Here is a 21,669-nt window from a genome sequence, read left to right on the forward strand (position 1 = left end):
GACTCACAAAATCGGCCATTTAACTCAACGTCTAAGAATAACACGTTGACTTATAATGATTAATATCATTTAGCCTCCCTGGTCACGCCACCCTGCGGTTATGCGAGCCAGCTCACACCCTTCCCCACACGTCATAAAAATCCAGTTAATGCCATTTTTTTCCTCTGTCCCAGGATATTAATCAACGAAATAATAGAAACCGTTAATTTACAGGCAGCAGGAAAAACATTTAAGAGCATTTATATATTCCAGATGTAACACAGCTCAGCCACTTATTTCATAAGTGTAAGGGGCGTTTTTTAAATCAGGCTCTGGGTGCCTGTTATTTTTCTGCGCATTTATTTTTCCGCCTGTATGGCCAGATCGTTTTCAAGATCCATTTTATCTGGCTGATATTCCCCCCGTCACCCTCTATATCCAGTGACAGTCGGGGTAATACATGCAGATGGCTCTCTCATCCGGCAGATATTCATTGGCTGGCCCGGCGTTCTGCATTATCTGTTTTTATACGTTCGATACCCTACTTTCATTAACCTGTGGCGACAAATATGAAACTGAAACGTTCCCTGCTCGCGTGTGCCGTACTGGCTGGCCTGGTTGGTATATCCGGTTGTCAAAATGACTCGGATACCGCTGTCGATAACAATAAAGAGACTAACGTCTCCCGTTACGTCAATCCGTTCATCGGCACAGGTAATTTAGGCAACACCTATCCCGGCGCCACGACCCCGCATGGCATGGTGCAGCTGTCGCCCAATAATGGGGCCAATGGCTGGGAATATATCTCCGGCTATTACTACCACGACAACCGCCTCGCCGGGTTTTCCCACACTCACCTCTCGGGCGCCGGAGCTGGAGATCTCAACGATATTCTGGTGATGCCGATCAACTCACGCTCCAATTTCATGCTGAACGAGGGGTCGGCCTCACTGAATCTGGAGGCCTCCCGCTACAGCCACAAGGATGAAGAGGCAACGGCGGGCTACTACAAGGTCAATCTGAAGGATTACGGGATCAAGGCCGAGCTGACCGCCTCGGATCGGGTGGGGGTTCATCGCTACACCTTCCCGCAAGATAAAAAATCGGAAATCGTGGTCAACCTCGGCTTCAAGGTCAACTGGGACTACACCTCCGACTCCTATCTGAAATGGGACAAAACCCACAACCGGATCGAGGGCCATCGCTTCTCTGACGGCTGGGCCCCCAGCCAGAAAGAGTTCTTCGTGATGGAGTTCGACCAGCCCATCAAAAACATCCGCTTCGCCTACTTTGACAAAGACCAGAACCGCTATCTGGACCTGCCGGAAGGCACCACCGAGATCGGCAACGAGACCCGTGGCAAATATCAGTACGCGCGTGCCTATGTGGAATTTGATACCGCGGCGGCGGGCTTGGTCGTCGAGGCCAAGGTAGCCCTCTCCAACGTCGAGATCGGCCGGGATGGCAACGCTGGCGCCTCACTCAACATGACCGAAGTGGCCAATATGTCGTTTGACGATGTCCGTCAGGCTGCGACCCAAAAATGGGAAAAGGAGCTGGGCAAGATCCGGGTCAGTGGGGATGAGGAGTACAAACAGACCTTCTATACCGCGCTCTACCACACCTATCTGGGCCAGACCATTCACTCTGATCTGGACGGGCGCTACCGCCAGGTGCATCAGGGGCGCAACGCCTATCCGGATGGCAACACACCGTGGGGCGAGCAGATCGATACCCTCAAGGAGTCGGTTCGCACCGCCGATGCCAACCGGGATGGCAAAGCGGACTTTACCCGTTACGACACCTTCTCCCTGTGGGACACCTACCGCGCAGTACAACCCCTCTCGTCACTGCTGGAGCCGGATCGCCTCGCCGATGTGGTGCTCTCCATGCTCTCCTACGCCGAGGAGGAGTGGATGGACGATCTGGGCAACCTGCGCAAGGGCAGATTGCCGGAGTGGACCTTCAAGGGTAACGAGACCGGCATGATGATGGGGATGCACTCCACGCCGGTGATCCACGACGTACTCTCCAAAGGCTCGCTGGACAGACGGATGATCGCGCTGGGCTTCAGCGATGCGGAACGTCAGGAGATCAAGGAGCGACTGGTGACCGCCATGATCACCGACGCCCGCGCAGCCACCAGCCAGGGGGTCGCCTGGATCAAGGAGTACGAGCAGCAAGGCTATGTACCTGCCCAGTTGCATGACACACCGCCGGGCAATGACTGGGAATCTCACTCCCCCTTCAAGGATGCCTGGACCTCATCCTACTCGCTGGAGTACTCCATGAATGACTGGGCGATCGCCCAATCGATCAAGGCAGTATTTGGCGAAAGTGACCCCCGCTATCAGGAGTTTGCCGATCGATCCAAGAACTGGCAGGCGCAGTTTGACTTTGGCGGCAAGCAGTACAAGGGGTGGTTCAAGGCCCGCGACTACGCTGGCAACTTCATTGATGCCGGTTGGGTAGACCCGAAAACCGGCCGGGCAGTGGGCAAGGATTGGCGCCCCGACATGTTCAACTGGTCATTCGCCGAGTCCAACGGCTGGCAATACGCCTTCAGCGTTCAACATGACATTCATGGCCTGGTCGATCTGATGACCCGCTTCGACCAGACCCAGAATCCTCAGGCCAAACGGGGCGAACTGTTTGCCAAACGGCTGGACGACTATTGGAGTACCTATCCGGATCGCAACGCTGGCGACAACCAGTTCCCGGTATTCAACACCGGCAACGTGGGACAGCATGTGCAGGGCAACGAGCCCGATATCCATGTGCCCTACCTCTACAACTACGTAGGACAGCCCTGGAAGGGACAGGCCGCCATCGTGGCAGCCACCAACGTCTGCTACAAGAACACCCCTGACGGCATCTGTGGCAACGATGACTTTGGCACCCTCTCTGCCTGGTTCGTGTTCCGGGCGCTGGGCTTCTTCCCGGTCAATGCCTCCTCCGGCATCTACGAGATTGGCACCCCCATGTTCGAAACCGCCTCGCTCGATGTGGGTGCGGGCAAACAGTTCACCGTCACGGCCCAGAATGTCAGCCGCGACAACATCTACATCCAGTCCGCTCGCCTCAATGGCAGCGAGTTCAATCGCAGCTACCTCACCCATGAGGAAATCCTCAGTGGCGGCAAGCTTGAATTCGTGATGGGCGATAGCCCCAACCAGAATTGGGGCAGCCAGCCGGAAGATCTGCCGCCCGCGCAAGGTATCGGCACCTTCCTGCACGAAGGCGACCTGCCTGCCGGTTCCCGTTAATCACCTGTTCGGGGGAGGACTTCCTCCCCCATCACCACTCAAAAATGGAATGACCATGTTCAAGTGCAATCTTCTTTCTCTTGCGGTGATTGCCGCACTGACCGGTGGCATCGCCGGTTGCAACAGTGAGAGCGAGTCTACCGCTATCGAGAAACCGGTAACTCCGGTTGTCGATCTGTCGGTACTGAAATACGTTGACCCCATGATAGGCACCGCCGCATCAGGCCACACTTTCCCCGGTGCCACCCGCCCTGCCGGCATGGTGCAGCTCTCGCCGGATACCTTTATTGGCTCCAACACCGATCACGAGAGCGGACTCAACCCCTGGCACTCAGCCTCCGGCTACTGGGACTCTTCCAATTATCTCACGGGCGAGATCGTCGCAACCGATGTTCCGCTCTACGGCTTCTCCCATACCCATCTCTCCGGCACCGGCGCCACCGATCTGGGCGACATTCTGGTACTGCCCTACGCCGAGATGGCCGACGCCCAGATAAACGCCTTTGACAAAACCAATGAGCACGCCAGCGCCGGTTATTACAAAACCAGACTGAACAAGGGGGAGATTGAGGTTGAACTGACCACCACCAAACGGGTCGGTTTGCACCGTTACACCTTCGCCAAAGGAGCGGATCGGAATGTGAAATTCGATCTGGGTCATACCCTGCTGAACAACAACGGCCAATCGCTGAAAAACAAAATCGAAGTGGTGGATGAGTACACCCTGCGTGGCCGCAAAACCTCCACTGGCTGGTTCCAGGGACAGAACCATCAGGGCCAGAACATCTTCTTCTACGCCAAATTCAACCAACCTGTGGCCAGGGCCATGCTGGGCGAGCAGGACAAGATGCCCACCCGGGAGATGCGCCCCAACAGCGTCTATCAAGGGGATGACCTGACCGCCTACCTCAATTTTGGCCAGGGTGACCAACCGATCGAGATCCGGGTCGGTATCTCGGCGGTGAGCTGGCAAGGAGCACAGAAGAATCTGGAGGCGGAAGCTCCCACCTTTGATTTCGCCAAGGTGAAGTCAGACGCCGAATACGCGTGGGCCGAAAAGCTGGCAACACTCAAAACCGAAGGGGGGACGGAAACCGAAAAGACCAATTTCTACACCGCCCTCTACCACATGATGATCGCCCCTATCGAGCTCTACGATGTGGATGGCAAGTATCTTGATATGCAAGGCACCCTGCGCACCCTGCAACCTGGCGATACCCCCAACTACTCCATCTACTCGACCTGGGATACCTTCCGCGCCGTTCACCCCATGTGGACCATCATGGACCCGCCACAGGCGACTCTCTACGCCAAGGATCTGATCCGCAAATCCAACGTGGAGTTCGGCCTGCTGCCCAAATGGGAAGGCCACGGCTCGGAAACCGGCACCATGATTGGCTACCCCTCGGCGGCCATCCTTGCCGATGCGGTGACCAAGGGGCTGATCGATGCGCAAGAGGCACTGGAAGCCTCGGTCAAATCGGCCCACTACCGGCCTGCCGATTACCCGCAGATCCATGACGACATCCTGAGCTCGCTGATGGCCGGTCAGCTCAGCTATCACGAGAAAGAGCAGTGCGTCCGTTATCCCAACTGGAACTCGGTCTCCTACTCGCTGGAGTTCTCTTTCTACGACTGGACCATCGCCGAGATGGCGAAAGCCGCGGGCGACATGACTACCTATCAGGAGTTCAAGGCACGATCCTACAACTCGCTCAAACATTGGGATCCCCAGGCTGGCAATGCCGATGGCAAAGGCTTCTTCGTACCGACCGAGCTGAAAAACGGTGACCCGTGCGCCCTGAAATACGCGGCGGCCGATTTCGATCCCTACAAGTCGGATGCCTTCTACTACACCGAGGGCAATGCCTGGCAGTGGCAGTGGTCCTTCATGCAGGATCTCGACAAGCTGACCGAGATCATGGGTGGCCAGCAGGGACTGAACGACAAGCTCGACAACCTGTTCAACGCCGACCCCAACGGGGGCGAAGCACATCAGGACATGACCGGTTACATCGGGCAGTACATTCATGGCAACGAGCCCTCACACCACGTCATCTATCTCTACAATCGCACCGCCCAGCCCTGGAAAGCGCAGGAGTACCTCGACCGGGTCTATAAGGAGTTCTACAAAACCACCCCGGATGGCCTGATCGGCAATGAAGACGTCGGCCAGATGTCGGCCTGGTACATCATGAGTGCCATGGGCTTCTATCAAATCTCCCCGGGCGACCCGACCTACACCATCGGTCGTCCCATCTTTGACAAGGTCACCATCAACCTGCCCGACGGTCAGTTCAACGTGGTAGCGCAGAACAACAGCCCGGACAACCTCTATGTCAAAGAGGTCACCATCAATGGCAAGCCACTCAACCAGTACAACACCTTCGCCCACAGCGAGATCCGTCCCGGTGGTGAGCTGCGTTTTGTGATGACCAACCAGCAACCGACCCCGTAACTCTACAAGCGGCAAGCCACCCGGCTTGCCGCTTTTTCATCTCCGGAATTTGAGGAACAACGATGTTCAAACCCCACAAGCTGGCCATCATGGTGACAGCCCTGCTTGGCCTCTATGGCTGCAACACAAACGATGAGACTACTGACAATGGCCGTCCCGATAATGCCCTGCAGGTGCTGCAATATGTCGATCCGCTGATCGGCACCGATGGGCTGGGCAATGTCAATCCGGCCCCGGTCATGCCGGAAGGGATGATCCAGCCGGGCCCGGACAACTGGAATCCGGCCAACTGGAATGGCAAGGGATCCCCTTCCGACTATCACCACCATCTGGCCAAGCTTTCCGGCTTCAGCAGCACCCATATCTCGGGGGCAGGCAAGGGGGATCTCAATGATTTCGCCTTCTTGCCCTTCATCGGCAGCAATACCGACCCGGTCACCATCAACAAGACGAGCGAACAGTCGGAAGTAGGCTATTACAAAGCGGATCTGGTGGAGACCGGCATCAAGGCCGAACTCACTGCCACCCAGCGGGTCGCCTTCCACCGTTACAGCTATCCGGCGGGTGAAGATCGCAAAGTCCAGCTTGATCTGCAGCACGAGCTGCTGGAGCAGTACGGTAACCACTCCCGCAATATTTACTTCAAGCGGGTGAGCGACAACGCCATTGCCGGAGCCAGAACCAGCAACGAGTGGGGGCAGTGGCAGACGGTCTTTTTCTACGCCGAGTTTTCCGAGCCGTTTGTGGATCAGATCCTCTATGTCGATGGCAAATTGAGCAACGACACCGAGGTGGGGTTGGCCGATTACATCGGGTATGGCGAAACCAGACCCCGGGTACGGGATGTGGTGACCCAGCTCAACTTTGCCAAAGGGGAACGGCCCATCACCATGAAGATGGCCATCTCGGGCACCGGCATTGAGGGGGCCATGGCCAACCTGCGCGCCGATGAACATGACTACCGCTTCGATCAGGTGGTGCAGGAGAACAAGCAGGCATGGGCGAAAGTGCTCAATAAGTTCACCCTGGAGGGTGGCAGCGATGCCGACAAGACGATGTTTTATACCTCGCTCTATCGCACCTACATCGCCCCCTTCGTCTATCAGGATGTGGATGGTCAATATCGCGGAATGGATGGCAAGGTGCATCAGGCCAAGCCGGGCTTTACCAACTATTCGGTCTACTCCATGTGGGACACCTTCCGCGCCGCTCACCCATTGAAGACCATCATCGAAAAAGAGCGATCCATCGACTATGTGCACGATCTGCTCAACAAATATAAAACCGGCGGCATCATGCCCAAATGGGAGCTGCACTCCGACTATACCGGCGAGATGGTCGGCTACCCGGCGGTCTCCATCATCGCCGACGTCATCGTCAAATACCCGGATGCATTCACACAGGAAGAGATAAAGCTGGCGCTGCAGGCGGCCAATGTCTCCGCCAACTTTGACCTCGCGCTGACCAAAAGCTGGGTGCCCTATCAGGATCCCTGGAACGGCGACAAGCGCTTCACCGTGATGACCCGTCACGGCCAGTATGCCGAGCAGCACGGCTATGTTCCGGCCAACGTCAAATACAAGCCGGAAGAGGGCGGCATGGCCCAGGACAAGTACGATGAGCTGGTCAACGAATCCGTCTCGTACGGTGTCGAGAATGCTTACTATGACTGGTGCATCGCCCAGCTGGCCCGACTGGCTGGCGACAAATCCGCGGAGAACCGCTATCTGGCCCGGGCGACTACCTGGCGCGCCTATTTTGACTACAACCCGGCGCAATATGGCAACTATGGCGCGACCGGCTTTATGCGCCCCAAAAATTACGATGGCAGCTGGGTCAACAATTACCCCTCCTGCGCCATCGATAAAAACGGCAACCCCGTTACACCACCACAAAACTGTGACACCAACGACAGCAGCCGTTATGACATCTTCTGGCCCTATCGGGCCGAGCACAGGGGGCAGGACTTTACCGAAGGCAACACCTGGCAGTGGAGCTGGTTTGTTCCCCACGATATCGAGGGGCTCAAAGAGGTGATGGGGGGCGAGGAGGGATTCCGGAAGAATCTGGATGCCCTCTTCACCGCCAACTCCAACGCTGATACCTCGCAAGGGGATATGACCGGCTATATCGGGCAGTTCGTGATGGGGAACGAACCGGATCACCATGTTCCCTACCTCTATAACTGGACCAAGGAGCCGTGGAAAACCCAGGAGTATGTGGATCAGGCGGTGCGCAGCTTCTTCCACCCGACCACCACAGGGCTGATTGGCAATGAGGATGTGGGGCAAATGTCCGCCTGGTACATCATGAGTGCGCTGGGCTTCTATCAGGTCACGCCGGGGCTCCCGGTCTACACCATAGGTCGGCCACTGTTTGACAAGGTGATCATGGATATCGATGGCGGAAAATTCACCGTGATCGCCGAAAACAATGGCACCCAAAATATCTATGTGGAATCCGTCACCATCAATGGCAAACCATTGGGGGAAAACCTGACGTTCAATCACAGCGATATTCGTGCCGGTGGTGAACTGAAATTTATCATGACGGCGCAAAAACCGATCCGCTCAGATAATAAATAACCATCATGCACTATCAATATATGTTCAGGCCCAAAGCTTCCTTTGGGCCTCTTTTTTGTTCACTAACAAAAATTTTCAAAAATATACCGTACGCAATTACATGATACCCGGATCACAAACAGACTGCCTTGCCACAAAAATCTAGTGAATGACACTTTTTTACTCTGTCGATGAAACAGATGGCATGGGAATAATAGTGCTCGCCGGGATCAATGCCATCGAGCACCAATATTGCTCAGGGATCGCTCCGGTCTCATAAAAATAGATCATGACTGCTCACCCTCTACCCGATGGAGCCGCTCAATATGTTCAAGAAAAATATTCTGGCCATTGCCCTGACCAGCACAGTAGCCATGTTATCCGGCTGCGATTCAGATAACAGCAGCGACAATAACGACGATCAAAAGCCAACGCCAACCAATGTGTTGCAATATGTGAACCCATTCGTTGGCACTGGCTTTAACGGCCACACCTTTCCCGGCCCTGTGGTACCGGAGGGCATGGTGCAACTCTCGCCGGATACCGAGTTGATCGGCTGGCACTCCTCCTCCGGCTATCACTTTGACAAAGATACCCTGTTTGGATTTTCCCACACCCACCTCTCAGGCACCGGCATGGGGGGGCTGGGGGATATTCTGTTCCTGCCCTTTACCGAAGATAAATCCAAATACATCGAGCAAAGCGATGATTACCGCAAAGCCATCTCGGTCAAAATGGACAAAAAATCCGAGCAGGCCGAGCCTGGCTACTATGCGGTGCGCATCGCCGAGAATGGCATCAAGGCCGAGCTGACCGCCTCCGAGCGGGTGGGCTTTCACCGCTACACCTATCCGCAGGGGCAACCCCAACGGCTGAAGATCGATTTGAACTCGATCCTCAACAGCGACTGGGGATCGAGTTCGCTGCGCAACAAACTCACCGTCAGCGAAGATGGCTACACCATCACCGGCGAGCGAGATGCGACTCACTTCTCCGGCTGGGCGAAAAACCAGAAGATCTTCTTCCATGCGACCTTCGACAAGAAGATCAAAGGGGTCTACATCCTCGCTGGTGGTGTGCCGGTAGAGGGCTTGAGCGCCGAGCACAAGGCCAAATCCAAAGCGGATGTCACCGCTTACGTCGAATTTGAAGAGGGCGGCTCAGCCCAACTGAACGCCAAAGTTGCCCTATCGGCGGTCGATGCCACCGGCGCATGGAACAACTACCAGGCCGAAGGGGATGTTTCGTTTGACGAGGCCCGCGCCAACGCCCGCGAGAAGTGGGCCAACGCCCTCAATTTCACCATCGAGGGGGGCAGCAAGGAGCAAAACGAGATCTTCTACACCGCCCTCTACCACACCAAGATCGCCCCCATCGTCCATCAGGATGTGGATGGCAACTACCGCGGCATGGGCAAAGGGGCGCAGGCCAAGGGGGAGGGCAGCTACTCCATCCACTATGGCCAGGCAAGCGAAGATCAGCCCAACTTCTCGGTCTACTCACTGTGGGACACCCAGCGAGCGCTGCACCCGCTTAAAACCATCACCGAACCCACCCGCGCCGTGCAGTATGCCAAGAACCTGCTCCAGAAGTATCTGGAGAGCGGCCTGCTGCCCAAGTGGGAGCATCTGGGGGATGAGACAGGCACCATGGTGGGCTATCCGGCGGTGGTGGTGATTGCCGACGCCATCACCAAATACCCCGATGCCTTCACTGCGCAGGAGAAAAATCTGGCGCTCACGGCCGCCATCGACTCCTCCACCTATACCAACTACCCCATGCTGGCGACCGAGTGGGACAAGGCGGTGCTGGACAAGACCCTGACCAACCACATCGATTACATCGAAAAGAACGGCTTTGCCCCGGCAGTGCAGCGGATCGACGGTCAGCCCGTCTTCGCTGACTACACCCTCGAGTCGGTCTCCTACGGTCTGGAGAACGCCTTCTATGACTGGGCCATCGCCCGGATCGCCAAGGCGGCCGGCAACCCGGCGGCCGAAGCGCGCTATCTGGCCCGTTCTAACGGCTATCAGCGCTACTTCGACCACAATGCGGCCGAATACGCCCAGTACGGGGTGACCGGTTTCATGCGTCCGGTGATGATCGATGGCGCCTTCATGACGCCGTTTGATCCCTATGGCACCGAACATGAGACCGGCAACTATACAGAGGGCAACGCCTGGCAGTGGACCTGGTTTGTGCCCCATGACATCAAGGGTCTGAAAACCGCGATGGGCGGAGAAGAGGCCTTCAAGCAGAATCTGGACGCCACCTTTGCCGCCGAGAGTCAGGGGTCGGAGACCGCTGACATGACCGGGATGATGGGTCAGGTGGCCTTCGGCAATGAACCCTCCCACCATATCCCCTACCTCTACAACTGGACATCGGAGCCCTGGAAAACTCAGGAGACGGTCGACTACATCCTCGACACCATGTACTCGAACACCCCGGCAGGCATCATAGGCAACGAGGATGTGGGCTCCATGTCTGCCTGGTATGTGATGTCAGCACTTGGCTTCTATCAGGTGAATGCGGCAGACCCCGTTTACACTATTGGCCGCCCGCTATTTGCCAAAGCGACCATCCCGGTCAAGGGGGGAACCTTCACCATCATCGCCGATAACAACAGCGCCAAGAACCGCTATGTCCAGTCGGTCACCATCAATGGCAAACCGCTCAAGGATGGTCTCTTCTTCGAGCACAAGGAGTTTGTACCGGGGGGCAACCTCCACTTCGTGATGGGCGATACCCCGCCACAAAAGTAACGATCGATAGCATTGAAGTGACATTCAGCACGCAATCCGAAAATGTCACTTTGTGATACCCGACGGCCCACGCCAGATGGATTGATAAAATCCAATCAGCGCTGGGCCATTTTATTTTCCAGTGGGAAGCCCAGGTTCAGCCATTAAGCCGTTTTTCTCAAATATGCCTTAAATCGGGCAATAAACCGCAAAAAATGGCTGTAAATCCCATTACAAGGGTTTTTCTGTCATATCTTGACCGCTGTCACATCCTGCCATTAATTAAACAAAAACCACTACTGAGTTAAAGATCAACACTTTGCGAGCTGGATCACACCAGCAAAACCATGCAACAAAAATCCAGTTATTGCTACATTCATCGCCTGTCCAACCCTACCCTTGAGGGCAATAATGAGCCCAATTCGCAACGCATGACTTAGCCCTTACAGGGAAGGAGAGTGAGATGTTACCCACCATGACCAACGGCAGACTCATCTGCCTGGAGTTGAAGGCCACCAGCAAGGAGGCTCTGTTCGACGAGATGGCACAGATGCTGGCGCGCGATGGCGCCGTGTCTGATCAACAGCAATTCGTCAAGGATATCTGGGCCCGCGAGCAGCTGGACTGCACCGGCTTCGAGCAGGGTGTCGCCCTGCCCCATGCCAAGAGCAAGGCGGTCAGTCGTCCGGCCATTGCCATCGGTGTCAGCCGTCAGGGTATCGAGTACGGCGCCGAAGATGGCAAGCCAACTCAACTGATCTTCATGATCGCCTCCCCGGATGGCGGCGCCAACCACCACATCGAAGTGCTGGCCGAGCTCTCGACCCGTCTGCTGGAACCGGGCTTTATCGAGCAGATGAAAGCCGCCACCACCGTCGAGCAAGCGCTGACCCTGCTCAAGCAAGGCCCGAAAGTGCAAAAACCGGCCCCAGCCGCCAAACCGGTTGCCACTGCTCCGGTTGAACCCACCGATCGCACCTTCAAGGATCGCCTCAATACCATGAAGCAGCACCTGCTGTTTGGTACTTCCCACATGATCCCTTTCATCGTGGCGGGCGGTGTGCTGCTCTCCCTGTCAGTGATGATGAGCGGCAAGGGCGCCGTGCCGGAAGCGGGCTTCCTCAAAGACATGGCAACCATGGGGATCGCCGGTCTGACCCTGTTTACCGCCGTGCTGGGTGGCTATATCGCCTACTCGCTGGCTGACAAGCCGGGCCTGGCCCCGGGCATGATCGGCTCCTGGATTGCCGTTCAGCACTATCAAACCGGTTTCCTCGGCGCCATTCTGGTGGGCTTTATCGCCGGTTTCGTGGTCAATCAGCTCAAACGGATCAAGCTGCCTGACTCCATGACCTCCCTTGGCTCCATCTTCATCTATCCGCTGATCGGTACCTTCCTGGTGTGTGGCATCGTGATGTGGGGGATCGGTGCCCCGATCGCCGCCATGATGGAAGGGATGAACCACTGGCTCTCCAGCATGGCGGGCTCAGGTAAAGTGATGCTGGGTGCCATTCTCGGTGGTATGACCGCCTTCGATATGGGCGGCCCGGTCAACAAGGTTGCTACCCTGTTTGCCCAGACTCAGGTCAACACCCAGCCCTGGCTGATGGGCGGCGTCGGTATCGCCATCTGTGTGCCGCCGCTGGGCATGGCGCTGGCGACCTTCATGTCTCCGAAGCGTTACAAGAAAGAAGAGCGTGAATCCGGTAAAGCGGCCGCCATCATGGGCATGATCGGTATCAGTGAAGGTGCTATCCCGTTCGCCGCTGCTGACCCCATGCGTGTTATCCCGGCCATCGTCGCAGGCGGCATCGTCGGCAACATCACCGGCTTCATGATGCACAGTATCAATCACGCCCCCTGGGGTGGCTGGATTGTCCTGCCGGTTGTTGAAGGCAAGATGGGCTACATCCTGGGTACCATCCTCGGCGCCCTGACCACTGCCATCATCGTCAACCTGCTGAAGAAGCCAGTGAGCGAAGAAGATGACGTGACCGCCACCCAAACCAGCTTCGAAGTCATTGAAGCGGAAGGGGAAGCAGACGTACTGGCCATCACTGCTTGCCCGTCCGGCGTAGCCCATACTTTCCTCGCCGCCAAGAGCCTGCAGAAGGCCGCCGCCAAGCAGGGGATCAAGATCAAGGTCGAGACCCAGGGCGCCAACGGCATCATCAACCGCATCACCGCCAAGGATGTCGCCAACGCCCGCTGCGTCATCTTCGCCCACGATGTGGCCATCAAATACCGTGAACGCTTCACCGATATCGAGGTCATCGATGTGAAGACCAAGGAGGCGATTCACAATCCGGAAGCACTGCTGGCCCGCACGCTGGGCAACAAGGCAAACGCCGCCTGATAGCAGTCAGACCGCTCATCATAAGGGGCCCATCGCGGGCCCCTTTTCGTTGTCTGCCGAGCAACCGCATATCATCCCACCGACCAAGCCACTGATTCAAAACATATTAACCAGTCACATCACGGATCTTGGCGAGCCGTCACAGAACGGTGACGTGTAAAAAAACAGCAATTGATGCGCTGGTCAGATCTCATGTCAAATGGCTCCGCCTACTAAACTGGAGCATCACAAAAATGATAAAAATCAATAAATTGGTTTTGGCTGTTACCCTCACCCTCACTGCCACCCCCTTGCTGGCCGCCCACTGGGAATGCGGCCAGCACGTGCGCTTTGGCCTCCCCTCCGAATCGGATCAGAAGCTCTGCCGTGAAGGGTATGCGGTCGGCTACAACTACGACTACAAGGTGGCGGACTGGGTCTCCTACCGGATGACCGCCCAGAGCGCACAGGGCACAGTGCCGCGCAAGGATGCCTTCGCCGAGGACAGGGAGATCCCGGTTGCCTACCGCGCCACCCTCTCCGACTACAAGGGCTCGGGCTACGACCGTGGCCATCAGGCCCCGGCGGGGGACATGAAATCGAACAAGAACACCATGAAAGAGAGCTTCCTGCTGAGCAACATGACGCCGCAGATCGGGGTGCTCAACCAGAAGGCGTGGCGCGTGCTGGAGGACAAGGTGAACAAGTGGGCGGTCTCCCGCAAGGATGTGCAGGTGATCACCGGCCCCATCTTTACCGGCTCTGAAGAGTCCATCGGTCAGGGTGTGGCGATCCCGAGCGCCTACTACAAGATCGTGATGGACCCGGCCAGACTGCAGGCCATCGCCTTTATCATGCCGCAGGAAGAGGTGCCCATCAGCCAGATCGCCGACTACCGGGTCTCGGTACGCGAGGTGGAAGAGCAGACCCAGCTCAACTTCTTCAGCGATATGCCCGAAGAGCAGCAAGAGACGCTGGAAGCCCGCATCTCCCAGATGTGGAACTGACCGCGAATACTCATCAGCAGATAGATTGACACCCCATCTATCTTGAATCGCGAGAGATAGAGGGAGGGGCCAGCGCCCCTCCCAGCAGGGGGAGTCACGCTCCCCCTGCCCTTTTCAGATGGCTGCTGACCCGTTGCGACCACTTTTGCGGCAACTGGTGTGGCATCACCCGACGGCCCGCCCCGACTCACAGTTTGCCGCACCGTTAACTGGTATATTGCCCTCTCTTTGGCACTAACAGACTGAATTGACGCACATTTGCCTTATCCCATCGGCCCACAAGCCGCTGCGCCACGGCGCGATTCAGCCCGACAGAGGACCTTTTGATGAAACAGACCCTTCTTGCCCTCACCCTCGGCGGCCTGCTGGCGCTCTCGCCCCTCGCCCTGCAAGCGGCCGAGAGCTCGATGCAGATGGAGCACGACCTCAATACCCTGGTCAGCAAACGCCAGGCGGTGGACATGTTGCTCGGCGAGGCGCTGCAGATCTACAAGTCGCCAGCCAAAATCTCCCACGCCGGTTTTACCGCCAAGATGCCAAGCAATATGGAGCTGGTGACCGAGCGGCTGCTGGCCGCCTACCAGCTGGAACCCTACCGCACCGACCTGCTCATCTCGGCGGCCAACGCACAGATCTACAACGGCAACCTGAGCCGCGCCATCACCTTGCTGGAGCAGGCGCAGGCCGTCGCCCCCGATGATCTCGACATCAACAGCTATCTCGCCATCTGGCAGCTGGTGAAAGGCAACAAGGAGGCTTCCCGCAGCTATCTGGCGAAAGTGGCGGATCGCAACGGCGGCCGCGCCGCCGATCTGGAGGAGATCATCGCCCGGGTGCAGCGGATCACCGCCGCCCCGCTGCAGACCGAACTGACCGAGGATCAGGTCAAGGCCAGCAGGGAGGGCAAACGCGCCATCGTCACCCTGGGCTACGCCCTCAATCCCGACGGCAGCATGGACAAGATCCTGCTGGGCCGTCTGCAAACCACTCTGGCGCTGGCCAAGGCCGACCCAGAGGCGCTGATCATCCTGACTGGCGGCATGCCCCAGAACCGCCAGACCGAGGGCAAGCTGATGGCCGACTGGCTGGCCAACCACGGCATCGATCGCAGCCGCCTGATTGAAGAGAACTACGCCACCAGCACGGTGGATAACGCCCTCTACAGCGCCTATGCCCTCGCCCGCCACCAGATTGACTATGCGGTGCTGGTAAGCTCCGCCAGCCATGTACGCCGCGGTCAGACGGTGCTGGAAATCGCCTGCGACCAGATTGGCCCGGCCAACATCAAGGTGGCGAGCGTCAGCTACCCCGACAAACCCCTCGAGGAGCTGGCCACCCCGAGCGAGAGCGAGCTGCTCGGCATCTACCGCGACGCCCTGCGCACCTACGGTATGTGGAGCTACCGCTCCGCCCCGCTGATCGAGCGTTGATCGGCCATCAACACGAAAAAGAGAGGGAGGCGCGATGCCTCCCTCTCTTTTATTGACCGATGATTCGCCAAGCCTCGCCCGTTAGCTGACGATAAAGCCCTGTGAGGGGGCCGCTTTGGGATCGTCACCGAAGCGGTTTGGCCCCTGCTGGCCATTGCAAACCATAAAGTAGATAAGCACCAGGGTGCCGATAACGGGGATAAGGCCGATCAGCAGCCACCAGCCGCTGCGGTCGGTATCGTGCAGACGACGGGCCGCCACCGCCAGAGATGGCAGCAGCACCGCCAGCGAATAGATCGAGCTTACCAGCTCCTTATCGCCGCCGATCAGCTTGTCCACCATGCCGAGCAGCAACATGACGATGACGTTGCACAGCACGAACATCCAGTATTCGGTGCGACGGGCCCGCCCGCTAAATACCGCATATTGCTTGAGGACCGAGATATACCAGTTCATTGCGCCTCCAGACTGTTTTCAAAAACAAGTAGTTGCAGATCCGAACCGAGCTTAGCGCGATCAGTGTCCGGCGTCGATCACCAGCAGCTCCAGATCCTGGCGACTGACCCGCTTGCTGTCCACCTTCACATAGAGCGAACGTTCCTTCCGTGCCAGCAGTACATCGTTCACCCCGTCGCAGGCTCGGAGTTTCTGCTCCAGTGCAGGGCTCGCCTCCACCCCTTCCGGTAACAGGATGCGCAGACTGCTCACATAGGGGGGCTCCTGCATGGTAAGGCTGACCCCGAGCCAGACAAGGGCCAGCGCAGAGCAGCCGCCAAACACCAGGGCGCCACCACCCAGACTGTAGAGCAGGCCCCCCAGGCTGCCACCGATAGCCACTCCGATAAACTGGCTGGTGGAGTAGATCCCCATGGCCGTACCCTTGTAACCCGGTGGCGACTCCTTGCTGATCAGGGATGGCAGCAACGCCTCCATCACGTTGAAGCCGATGAAGAAGAGCTGCAGGCCGGCGAGCAGGCCCCACAGCTGCAGGCCAGCCTGCCACAGCACCACTTCGGCGCTGAGCATCACCAGCACGCAGATCTGGAACACCAACTTCATCTTTCTGCGCGTCTCGGCATAGATGATGAAGGGTACAACGCTGACGAAGGCAATCAGCATGGTGACCAGATAAGCCTGCCACTGGCTGTCCCGAGGCAGACCCGCTTGCTCCAGCAGCGGCGGCAACGCCACGAAACTCGACATCAACAGGGTATGCACGCACAAAATGCCGAGATTGAGTTTGAGCAGGCGCGGATTGGTCAGCACAGTGCGCATCCCGCCCCTGACCATGCCGGACTCGCGATTGAGCAGATGAGTTGTCGGTGTCGGCACCAGCCAGAGGGTGACGGCAATGCCCACCAGCGCCAGCAGGGCGATGAGCCAGAACAGGCCGGAGAGTCCCAGCGCATGAGTGATGAGGGGGCCGGTCACCATGGCGATGGCGAAGGTGATGCCAAAGCTCACCCCGATGAAGGCCATCGCCTTGGTGCGGTTCTGCTCGCGGGTGAGATCCGACAAGAGCGCCATCACGGCAGCGGAGATGGCGCCGCTCCCCTGAAGGGCACGGCCGAGGATCACGCCCCAGATGGAGTGGGTCAGCGCCGCGATCACGCTGCCAAGGGCAAACATCAGCAGGCCGCCGACGATGAGGGGCTTGCGGCCCACCTTGTCGGAGAGCAGGCCGAACGGGATCTGGAACAGCGCCTGGGTCATACCGTAGATGCCGATGGCCAGGCCAATGAGCGCCTCGGAGGCTCCCGCCAGCGACATGCCGTAGGTGGTCAGCACCGGCAGCACCATAAACATGCCGAGCATGCGCAACGAGAAGACGGAGCCGAGCGCCCAGGTGGCACGGCGCTCGCCCCTCGTCATGGTGAAATCATTCATGATGGCCTCGATAGGTCAGAGAAAAAGAAGAGTAACGGGGTGGCCGACAGCTGCCATGCCACGCCCGATATACGGGAAAAGTGCCCGACGGGGCTGCCCCATAATAACAGAGCCGGGAAAGTTCCCGGCTCTGGATTTCATGCATTTAGGGGCACAACTCACACTATCAGGGCAGCATGCTCACCAGCACGGGAGCTGCTTCCGGTTGGAAATCCACCGACATCATCACGCTGAGACAAGTGATGGTGACGATGGAGAACATGAACAGCTTGCGGGCCCAGAGTGCATCATCCACCAGCTGCTTGTAGCCAGACAGCGCCATCCCCAACCACCAGACGCTCACCGCGGTGGCCACCACCAGATACTTGTAGCCGGCATAACCACCGAGGAACAGCATCAGGGTCGGCACCATAAAGGCCAGGATGTAGAGGGTGATGTGGAGCTTGGCCACCGGGATCCCCTTCACCACCGGCAATACCGGGATGTTGGCCGCCTGATAATCCTTGAAACGGAAGATGGCGATCGCATAGGAGTGCGGCATCTGCCACAGGCTGAAGATCGCCAGCAGGATCAGCGCCCCCGAGTCGAACTGACCGCTCACCGCACAGTAGCCGATGACAGGTGGCGCGGCGCCGGAGAGACTGCCAACCAAGGTGCCGTAGACCGAGTGACGCTTCATGTAGAGGCTGTAGACCCCCACATAGACAATGAAGCCCAGCACTGCCAGCAAGGCGGCCAACGGATTGGCCGCAAAGTAGAGCAGTGCAATGCCCGCAATGCCGAGCGCGGTGGCGTACCAGAGCGATACGCCGGGGGCGATCAGACCCTTCACCAGAGCACGGTTCTTGGTGCGCTCCATGATGCAGTCGATATCCCGGTCGATGTAGTTGTTGAACACGCAACCGGAGGCGACCACCAGTGATACACCGGCCATGGTCAGAATGAACAGGGGCAAGTCCATGCTCCCCTTGGAGGCCAGCAGGAATCCCCCGATAACCGAGATGAGGTTACCGAAGATTATGCCCGGCTTGGTCACTTGCAGGTATTGCTTCATCATCATTGCCAGCCTGCTCAGTGGACCATCATGTTGATGTTGAGGTTGTACATGATCCACAGGGAGCCCACGATCACGATGGCGATGATGAGCACGGTAAAGACCAGTGCCACCAGATTCCAGCGCTCCTCGGACGAGGTGTTCATGTGCAGGAAGTAGACCAGATGGACGAAGATCTGCACCACCGCCATGCCGACCACGATGGCCAGCACGGTTCCGTGGGAGGCGGAGCCATCCATCACCATCCAGAACGGGATCGCGGTCAGAATGACTGACAGCACGAAGCCGGTCAGATAGCTCTTGGCGCTGCCGTGGCTGGCGCCGTGATTGTCAACGGAATGACTCATTTACATTGCCCCCATCAGATAGACCACGGTAAAGACGCAGATCCACACCACGTCGAGGAAGTGCCAGAACAGGCTCAGGCACATCAGGCGGGAGCGGTTGCGATCGGTCAGCCCCTTCTTGCTCACCAGCACCATCATCACGATGATCCAGATAAGGCCGCTGGTCACGTGGATACCGTGGGTACCGACCAGGGTGAAGAAGGCGGAGAGGAAGGCGCTGCGATCCGGGCCATAGCCCTCGGCGATCAGGTGATGGAATTCGTAGATCTCCATCGCGATAAAGCCGGCCCCCAGCACGAAGGTCACCAGCAACCAGCCGTTGACGGCGGATAGCTGGTTCTTGTTCATCGCCAGCATGGCAAAACCGAAGGTGATGCTGCTAAAGAGCAGCAGCATGGTTTCGCCAAACACGAACGGCAGCTCGAAGATATCCTTGCCGCTCGGGCCGCCGGCGGTGCCGTTGACCAGGACTGCATAGGTTGCAAACAGGCATGCAAACAGGATGCAGTCACTCATCAGGTAGATCCAGAAACCGAATACCTTGTTGGCACCGGCATCGTGGTGCCCATGATCATGGGCACCGTCGTGAGTGTGATGTAGAACGTCGGTCGCCATTGCTTCACGCCACCTTGTTGATATTTTCAAAATGCTGACGCTCGATCCGCTCGATCTCGTCAACCTGCACGTAGTAATCCACGTCGTCGTTGAAGCTGTGGATGATCCAGCTCGCAATCATGCCGATGAAGCCGGCGATGGCCATCCACCAGATGTGCCAGACCATGGCAAAACCAAACACGGTGGCAAAGCCTGCGATGATGACCCCTGCCCCGGTGTTCTTGGGCATATGGATCGGGTCGTAGTGCTCGGGCTGCTGATAGGCAGAACCGTCCTGCTTGGCTTCCCAGAAGGCATCCAGTCCCTTGATCTTCGGCTCGATGGCGAAGTTGTAGAAGGGCGGCGGGGAAGAGGTTGCCCACTCCAGGGTACGGCCACCCCAGGGGTCACCGGTCAGATCGCGGTTCTGCTCGCGGTCACGGATGCTGACCACCAGCTGGATCACCTGACACAGAACCCCCACGGCAATCAGCGCGGCACCACAGGCAGCCACCACCAGCCAGCCATGGAACTGGGGATCCAGATGCTGGCTGACGCGACGGGTCATGCCCATGAAGCCCAGCACGTAGAGCGGCATGAAGGCGACGAAGAAGCCGACAATCCAGAACCAGAAGGCGCGCTTGCCCCAGACATCGTTGAGCTTGAAGCCGAACGCTTTCGGGAACCAGTAGGTGATACCGGCGAAGCAGCCAAACACCACGCCGCCGATGATGACGTTGTGGAAGTGGGCGATCAGGAACAGGCTGTTGTGCAGCACGAAGTTGGCCGCCGGTACCGAGAGCAGTACCCCGGTCATGCCGCCGATGCTGAAGGTGATAATGAAGCCGACGGTCCACAACATGGGCGAGGTGAACTCGATGCGACCGCGGTACATGGTGAACAGCCAGTTGAAGATCTTCACCCCGGTCGGGATGGAGATGATCATGGTGGTGATGCCGAAGAAGGCATTCACGTTGGCGCCGGAACCCATGGTGAAGAAGTGGTGCAGCCAGACGATAAAGGAGAGCACGGTAATGGCGACGGTCGCCCACACCAGCGAGGTATAACCGAACAGCTTCTTCTTGCTGAAGGTGGCCACCACTTCGGAGAAGATCCCGAACACCGGCAGCACCAGAATGTACACCTCGGGGTGACCCCAGGCCCAGATCAGGTTGATGTACATCATCATGTTGCCACCCATGTCATTGGTAAAGAAATGGGTGCCTAGGTAACGGTCGGCGGTGAGCAGGGCCACCGTGACGGTCAGGATCGGGAAGGAGGCGATGATCAGCACGTTGGAGCACAAAGCCGTCCAGGTGAACACCGGCAGACGCATCATGGTCATGCCAGGAGCGCGCATCTTGATGATGGTGGCGAAGAAGTTGACGCCGGTCAGCAAGGTGCCCAGACCCGATATCTGCAGACTCCAGATCCAGTAATCAACCCCGACCCCCGGGCTGTACTCCAGCCCAGAGAGGGGCGGATAGGCCAGCCAGCCGGTCTGGGCAAATTCACCAACCCCGAGGGAGATGTTGATCAGCACCACGGCGGCGGCGGTGAACCAGAAGCTCACGTTGTTGAGGAAGGGGAAGGCCACGTCACGGGCACCGATCTGCAGCGGCACTACTATGTTCATCAGACCGATCACCAGCGGCATCGCCACGAAGAAGATCATGATGACGCCGTGGGCGGTGAAGATCTGGTCGTAGTGATGCGGTGGCAGAATGCCGTCGCCACCGGCCGAAGCCATCACCTGCTGGGTCCGCATCATCACCGCATCGGCGAAGCCGCGCAGCAGCATTACCATGCCGAGGATGAGATACATGATCCCGAGGCGCTTGTGATCCACCGAGGTGAGCCACTCTTTCCACAGATATTGCCACTTGCCGAAATAGGTGATGAGACCGGCGACAGTCAGCCCCCCCAGAATAATTCCGGCCACCGTCACCATGATGATGGGTTCATGGTACGGAATGGCGTCGAGCGTTAATTTTCCAAACATCG

General features: G+C 57.8%; 13 protein-coding genes. 7 read left to right on the forward strand and 6 right to left on the reverse strand.

All coding sequences use genetic code 11. From position 1 onward, the window contains the following. Window positions 1-548 precede the first annotated feature (548 nt). The 7 genes from G5221_RS03980 (at window position 549) to G5221_RS04010 (ending at window position 15,783) form a co-directional block, all read left to right on the forward strand. Window positions 549-3,245: a GH92 family glycosyl hydrolase gene (locus G5221_RS03980; RefSeq protein WP_421262861.1), complete on the forward strand. Its 2,697-nt coding sequence runs from the start codon at window positions 549-551 to the stop codon at window positions 3,243-3,245. A 55-nt stretch (window positions 3,246-3,300) separates the two neighbouring features. Beyond that, complete coding sequence (locus G5221_RS03985) at window positions 3,301-5,703, forward strand: GH92 family glycosyl hydrolase (RefSeq protein WP_266135104.1); 2,403 nt, start codon at window positions 3,301-3,303, stop codon at window positions 5,701-5,703. Between the two features lie 62 nt (window positions 5,704-5,765). After that, window positions 5,766-8,288: a GH92 family glycosyl hydrolase gene (locus G5221_RS03990; RefSeq protein WP_421262862.1), complete on the forward strand. Its 2,523-nt coding sequence runs from the start codon at window positions 5,766-5,768 to the stop codon at window positions 8,286-8,288. Between the two features lie 305 nt (window positions 8,289-8,593). Continuing rightward, a complete protein-coding gene (locus G5221_RS03995; RefSeq protein ID WP_266135106.1) occupies window positions 8,594-11,032 on the forward strand; it encodes a GH92 family glycosyl hydrolase in 2,439 nt (812 codons plus the stop codon). Window positions 11,033-11,474: 442 nt separating this feature from the next. Next, the gene (locus G5221_RS04000) at window positions 11,475-13,367 is read left to right on the forward strand and encodes a PTS fructose transporter subunit EIIC (protein WP_421262863.1); all 1,893 of its coding nucleotides are present in this window, start codon (window positions 11,475-11,477) and stop codon (window positions 13,365-13,367) included. Between the two features lie 233 nt (window positions 13,368-13,600). Beyond that, a complete protein-coding gene (locus G5221_RS04005) occupies window positions 13,601-14,353 on the forward strand; it encodes a DNA/RNA non-specific endonuclease (RefSeq protein WP_421262864.1) in 753 nt (250 codons plus the stop codon). Window positions 14,354-14,679: 326 nt separating this feature from the next. Beyond that, on the forward strand, window positions 14,680-15,783 hold the full coding sequence (locus G5221_RS04010) for an ElyC/SanA/YdcF family protein (RefSeq protein ID WP_421262865.1): 1,104 nt from the start codon (window positions 14,680-14,682) through the stop codon (window positions 15,781-15,783). An 81-nt stretch (window positions 15,784-15,864) separates the two neighbouring features. On the opposite strand, the gene G5221_RS04015 is transcribed toward G5221_RS04010, so the two are convergent. The 6 genes from G5221_RS04015 to cyoB form a co-directional block, all read right to left on the reverse strand. Next, window positions 15,865-16,239, reverse strand: coding sequence for a DUF805 domain-containing protein (locus G5221_RS04015; protein WP_421262866.1), 375 nt, complete (start codon window positions 16,237-16,239; stop codon window positions 15,865-15,867). Between the two features lie 60 nt (window positions 16,240-16,299). Further along, entirely contained in the window at window positions 16,300-17,670 is a 1,371-nt protein-coding gene (locus G5221_RS04020; RefSeq protein WP_421262867.1) for an MFS transporter, read from the reverse strand. Between the two features lie 166 nt (window positions 17,671-17,836). Next, on the reverse strand, window positions 17,837-18,730 hold the full coding sequence (cyoE, locus tag G5221_RS04025; RefSeq protein WP_005347202.1) for a heme o synthase: 894 nt from the start codon (window positions 18,728-18,730) through the stop codon (window positions 17,837-17,839). 11 nt (window positions 18,731-18,741) lie between these two features. After that, complete coding sequence (locus tag G5221_RS04030) at window positions 18,742-19,071, reverse strand: cytochrome o ubiquinol oxidase subunit IV (RefSeq protein WP_139396561.1); 330 nt, start codon at window positions 19,069-19,071, stop codon at window positions 18,742-18,744. Beyond that, window positions 19,072-19,686, reverse strand: a complete 615-nt coding sequence (locus tag G5221_RS04035) for a cytochrome o ubiquinol oxidase subunit III (RefSeq protein WP_041208604.1) — start codon at window positions 19,684-19,686, stop codon at window positions 19,072-19,074. It abuts the gene before it with no gap. A gap of 4 nt (window positions 19,687-19,690) precedes the next feature. Next, entirely contained in the window at window positions 19,691-21,667 is a 1,977-nt protein-coding gene (gene cyoB, locus G5221_RS04040; RefSeq protein WP_421262868.1) for a cytochrome o ubiquinol oxidase subunit I, read from the reverse strand. Window positions 21,668-21,669 lie beyond the last annotated feature (2 nt).

The sequence above is a fragment of the Aeromonas sp. 602200 genome (genome assembly GCF_049173895.1).
GTDB classification, from domain to species: domain Bacteria; phylum Pseudomonadota; class Gammaproteobacteria; order Enterobacterales; family Aeromonadaceae; genus Aeromonas; species Aeromonas veronii_A.

Excerpts from the sequence above, each read along its gene's own strand:
- cyoB (WP_421262868.1), bottom strand. The coding sequence starts at position 21,667 with ATGTTTGGAAAATTAACGCTCGACGCCATTCCGTACCATGAACCCATC.
- G5221_RS04000 (WP_421262863.1), top strand. The coding sequence starts at position 11,475 with ATGTTACCCACCATGACCAACGGCAGACTCATCTGCCTGGAGTTGAAG.
- G5221_RS03980 (WP_421262861.1), top strand. The coding sequence starts at position 549 with ATGAAACTGAAACGTTCCCTGCTCGCGTGTGCCGTACTGGCTGGCCTG.
- G5221_RS04015 (WP_421262866.1), bottom strand. The coding sequence starts at position 16,239 with ATGAACTGGTATATCTCGGTCCTCAAGCAATATGCGGTATTTAGCGGG.
- G5221_RS04030 (WP_139396561.1), bottom strand. The coding sequence starts at position 19,071 with ATGAGTCATTCCGTTGACAATCACGGCGCCAGCCACGGCAGCGCCAAG.
- G5221_RS04005 (WP_421262864.1), top strand. The coding sequence starts at position 13,601 with ATGATAAAAATCAATAAATTGGTTTTGGCTGTTACCCTCACCCTCACT.
- G5221_RS04035 (WP_041208604.1), bottom strand. The coding sequence starts at position 19,686 with ATGGCGACCGACGTTCTACATCACACTCACGACGGTGCCCATGATCAT.
- G5221_RS04010 (WP_421262865.1), top strand. The coding sequence starts at position 14,680 with ATGAAACAGACCCTTCTTGCCCTCACCCTCGGCGGCCTGCTGGCGCTC.
- cyoE (WP_005347202.1), bottom strand. The coding sequence starts at position 18,730 with ATGATGATGAAGCAATACCTGCAAGTGACCAAGCCGGGCATAATCTTC.
- G5221_RS04020 (WP_421262867.1), bottom strand. The coding sequence starts at position 17,670 with ATGAATGATTTCACCATGACGAGGGGCGAGCGCCGTGCCACCTGGGCG.
- G5221_RS03985 (WP_266135104.1), top strand. The coding sequence starts at position 3,301 with ATGTTCAAGTGCAATCTTCTTTCTCTTGCGGTGATTGCCGCACTGACC.
- G5221_RS03995 (WP_266135106.1), top strand. The coding sequence starts at position 8,594 with ATGTTCAAGAAAAATATTCTGGCCATTGCCCTGACCAGCACAGTAGCC.
- G5221_RS03990 (WP_421262862.1), top strand. The coding sequence starts at position 5,766 with ATGTTCAAACCCCACAAGCTGGCCATCATGGTGACAGCCCTGCTTGGC.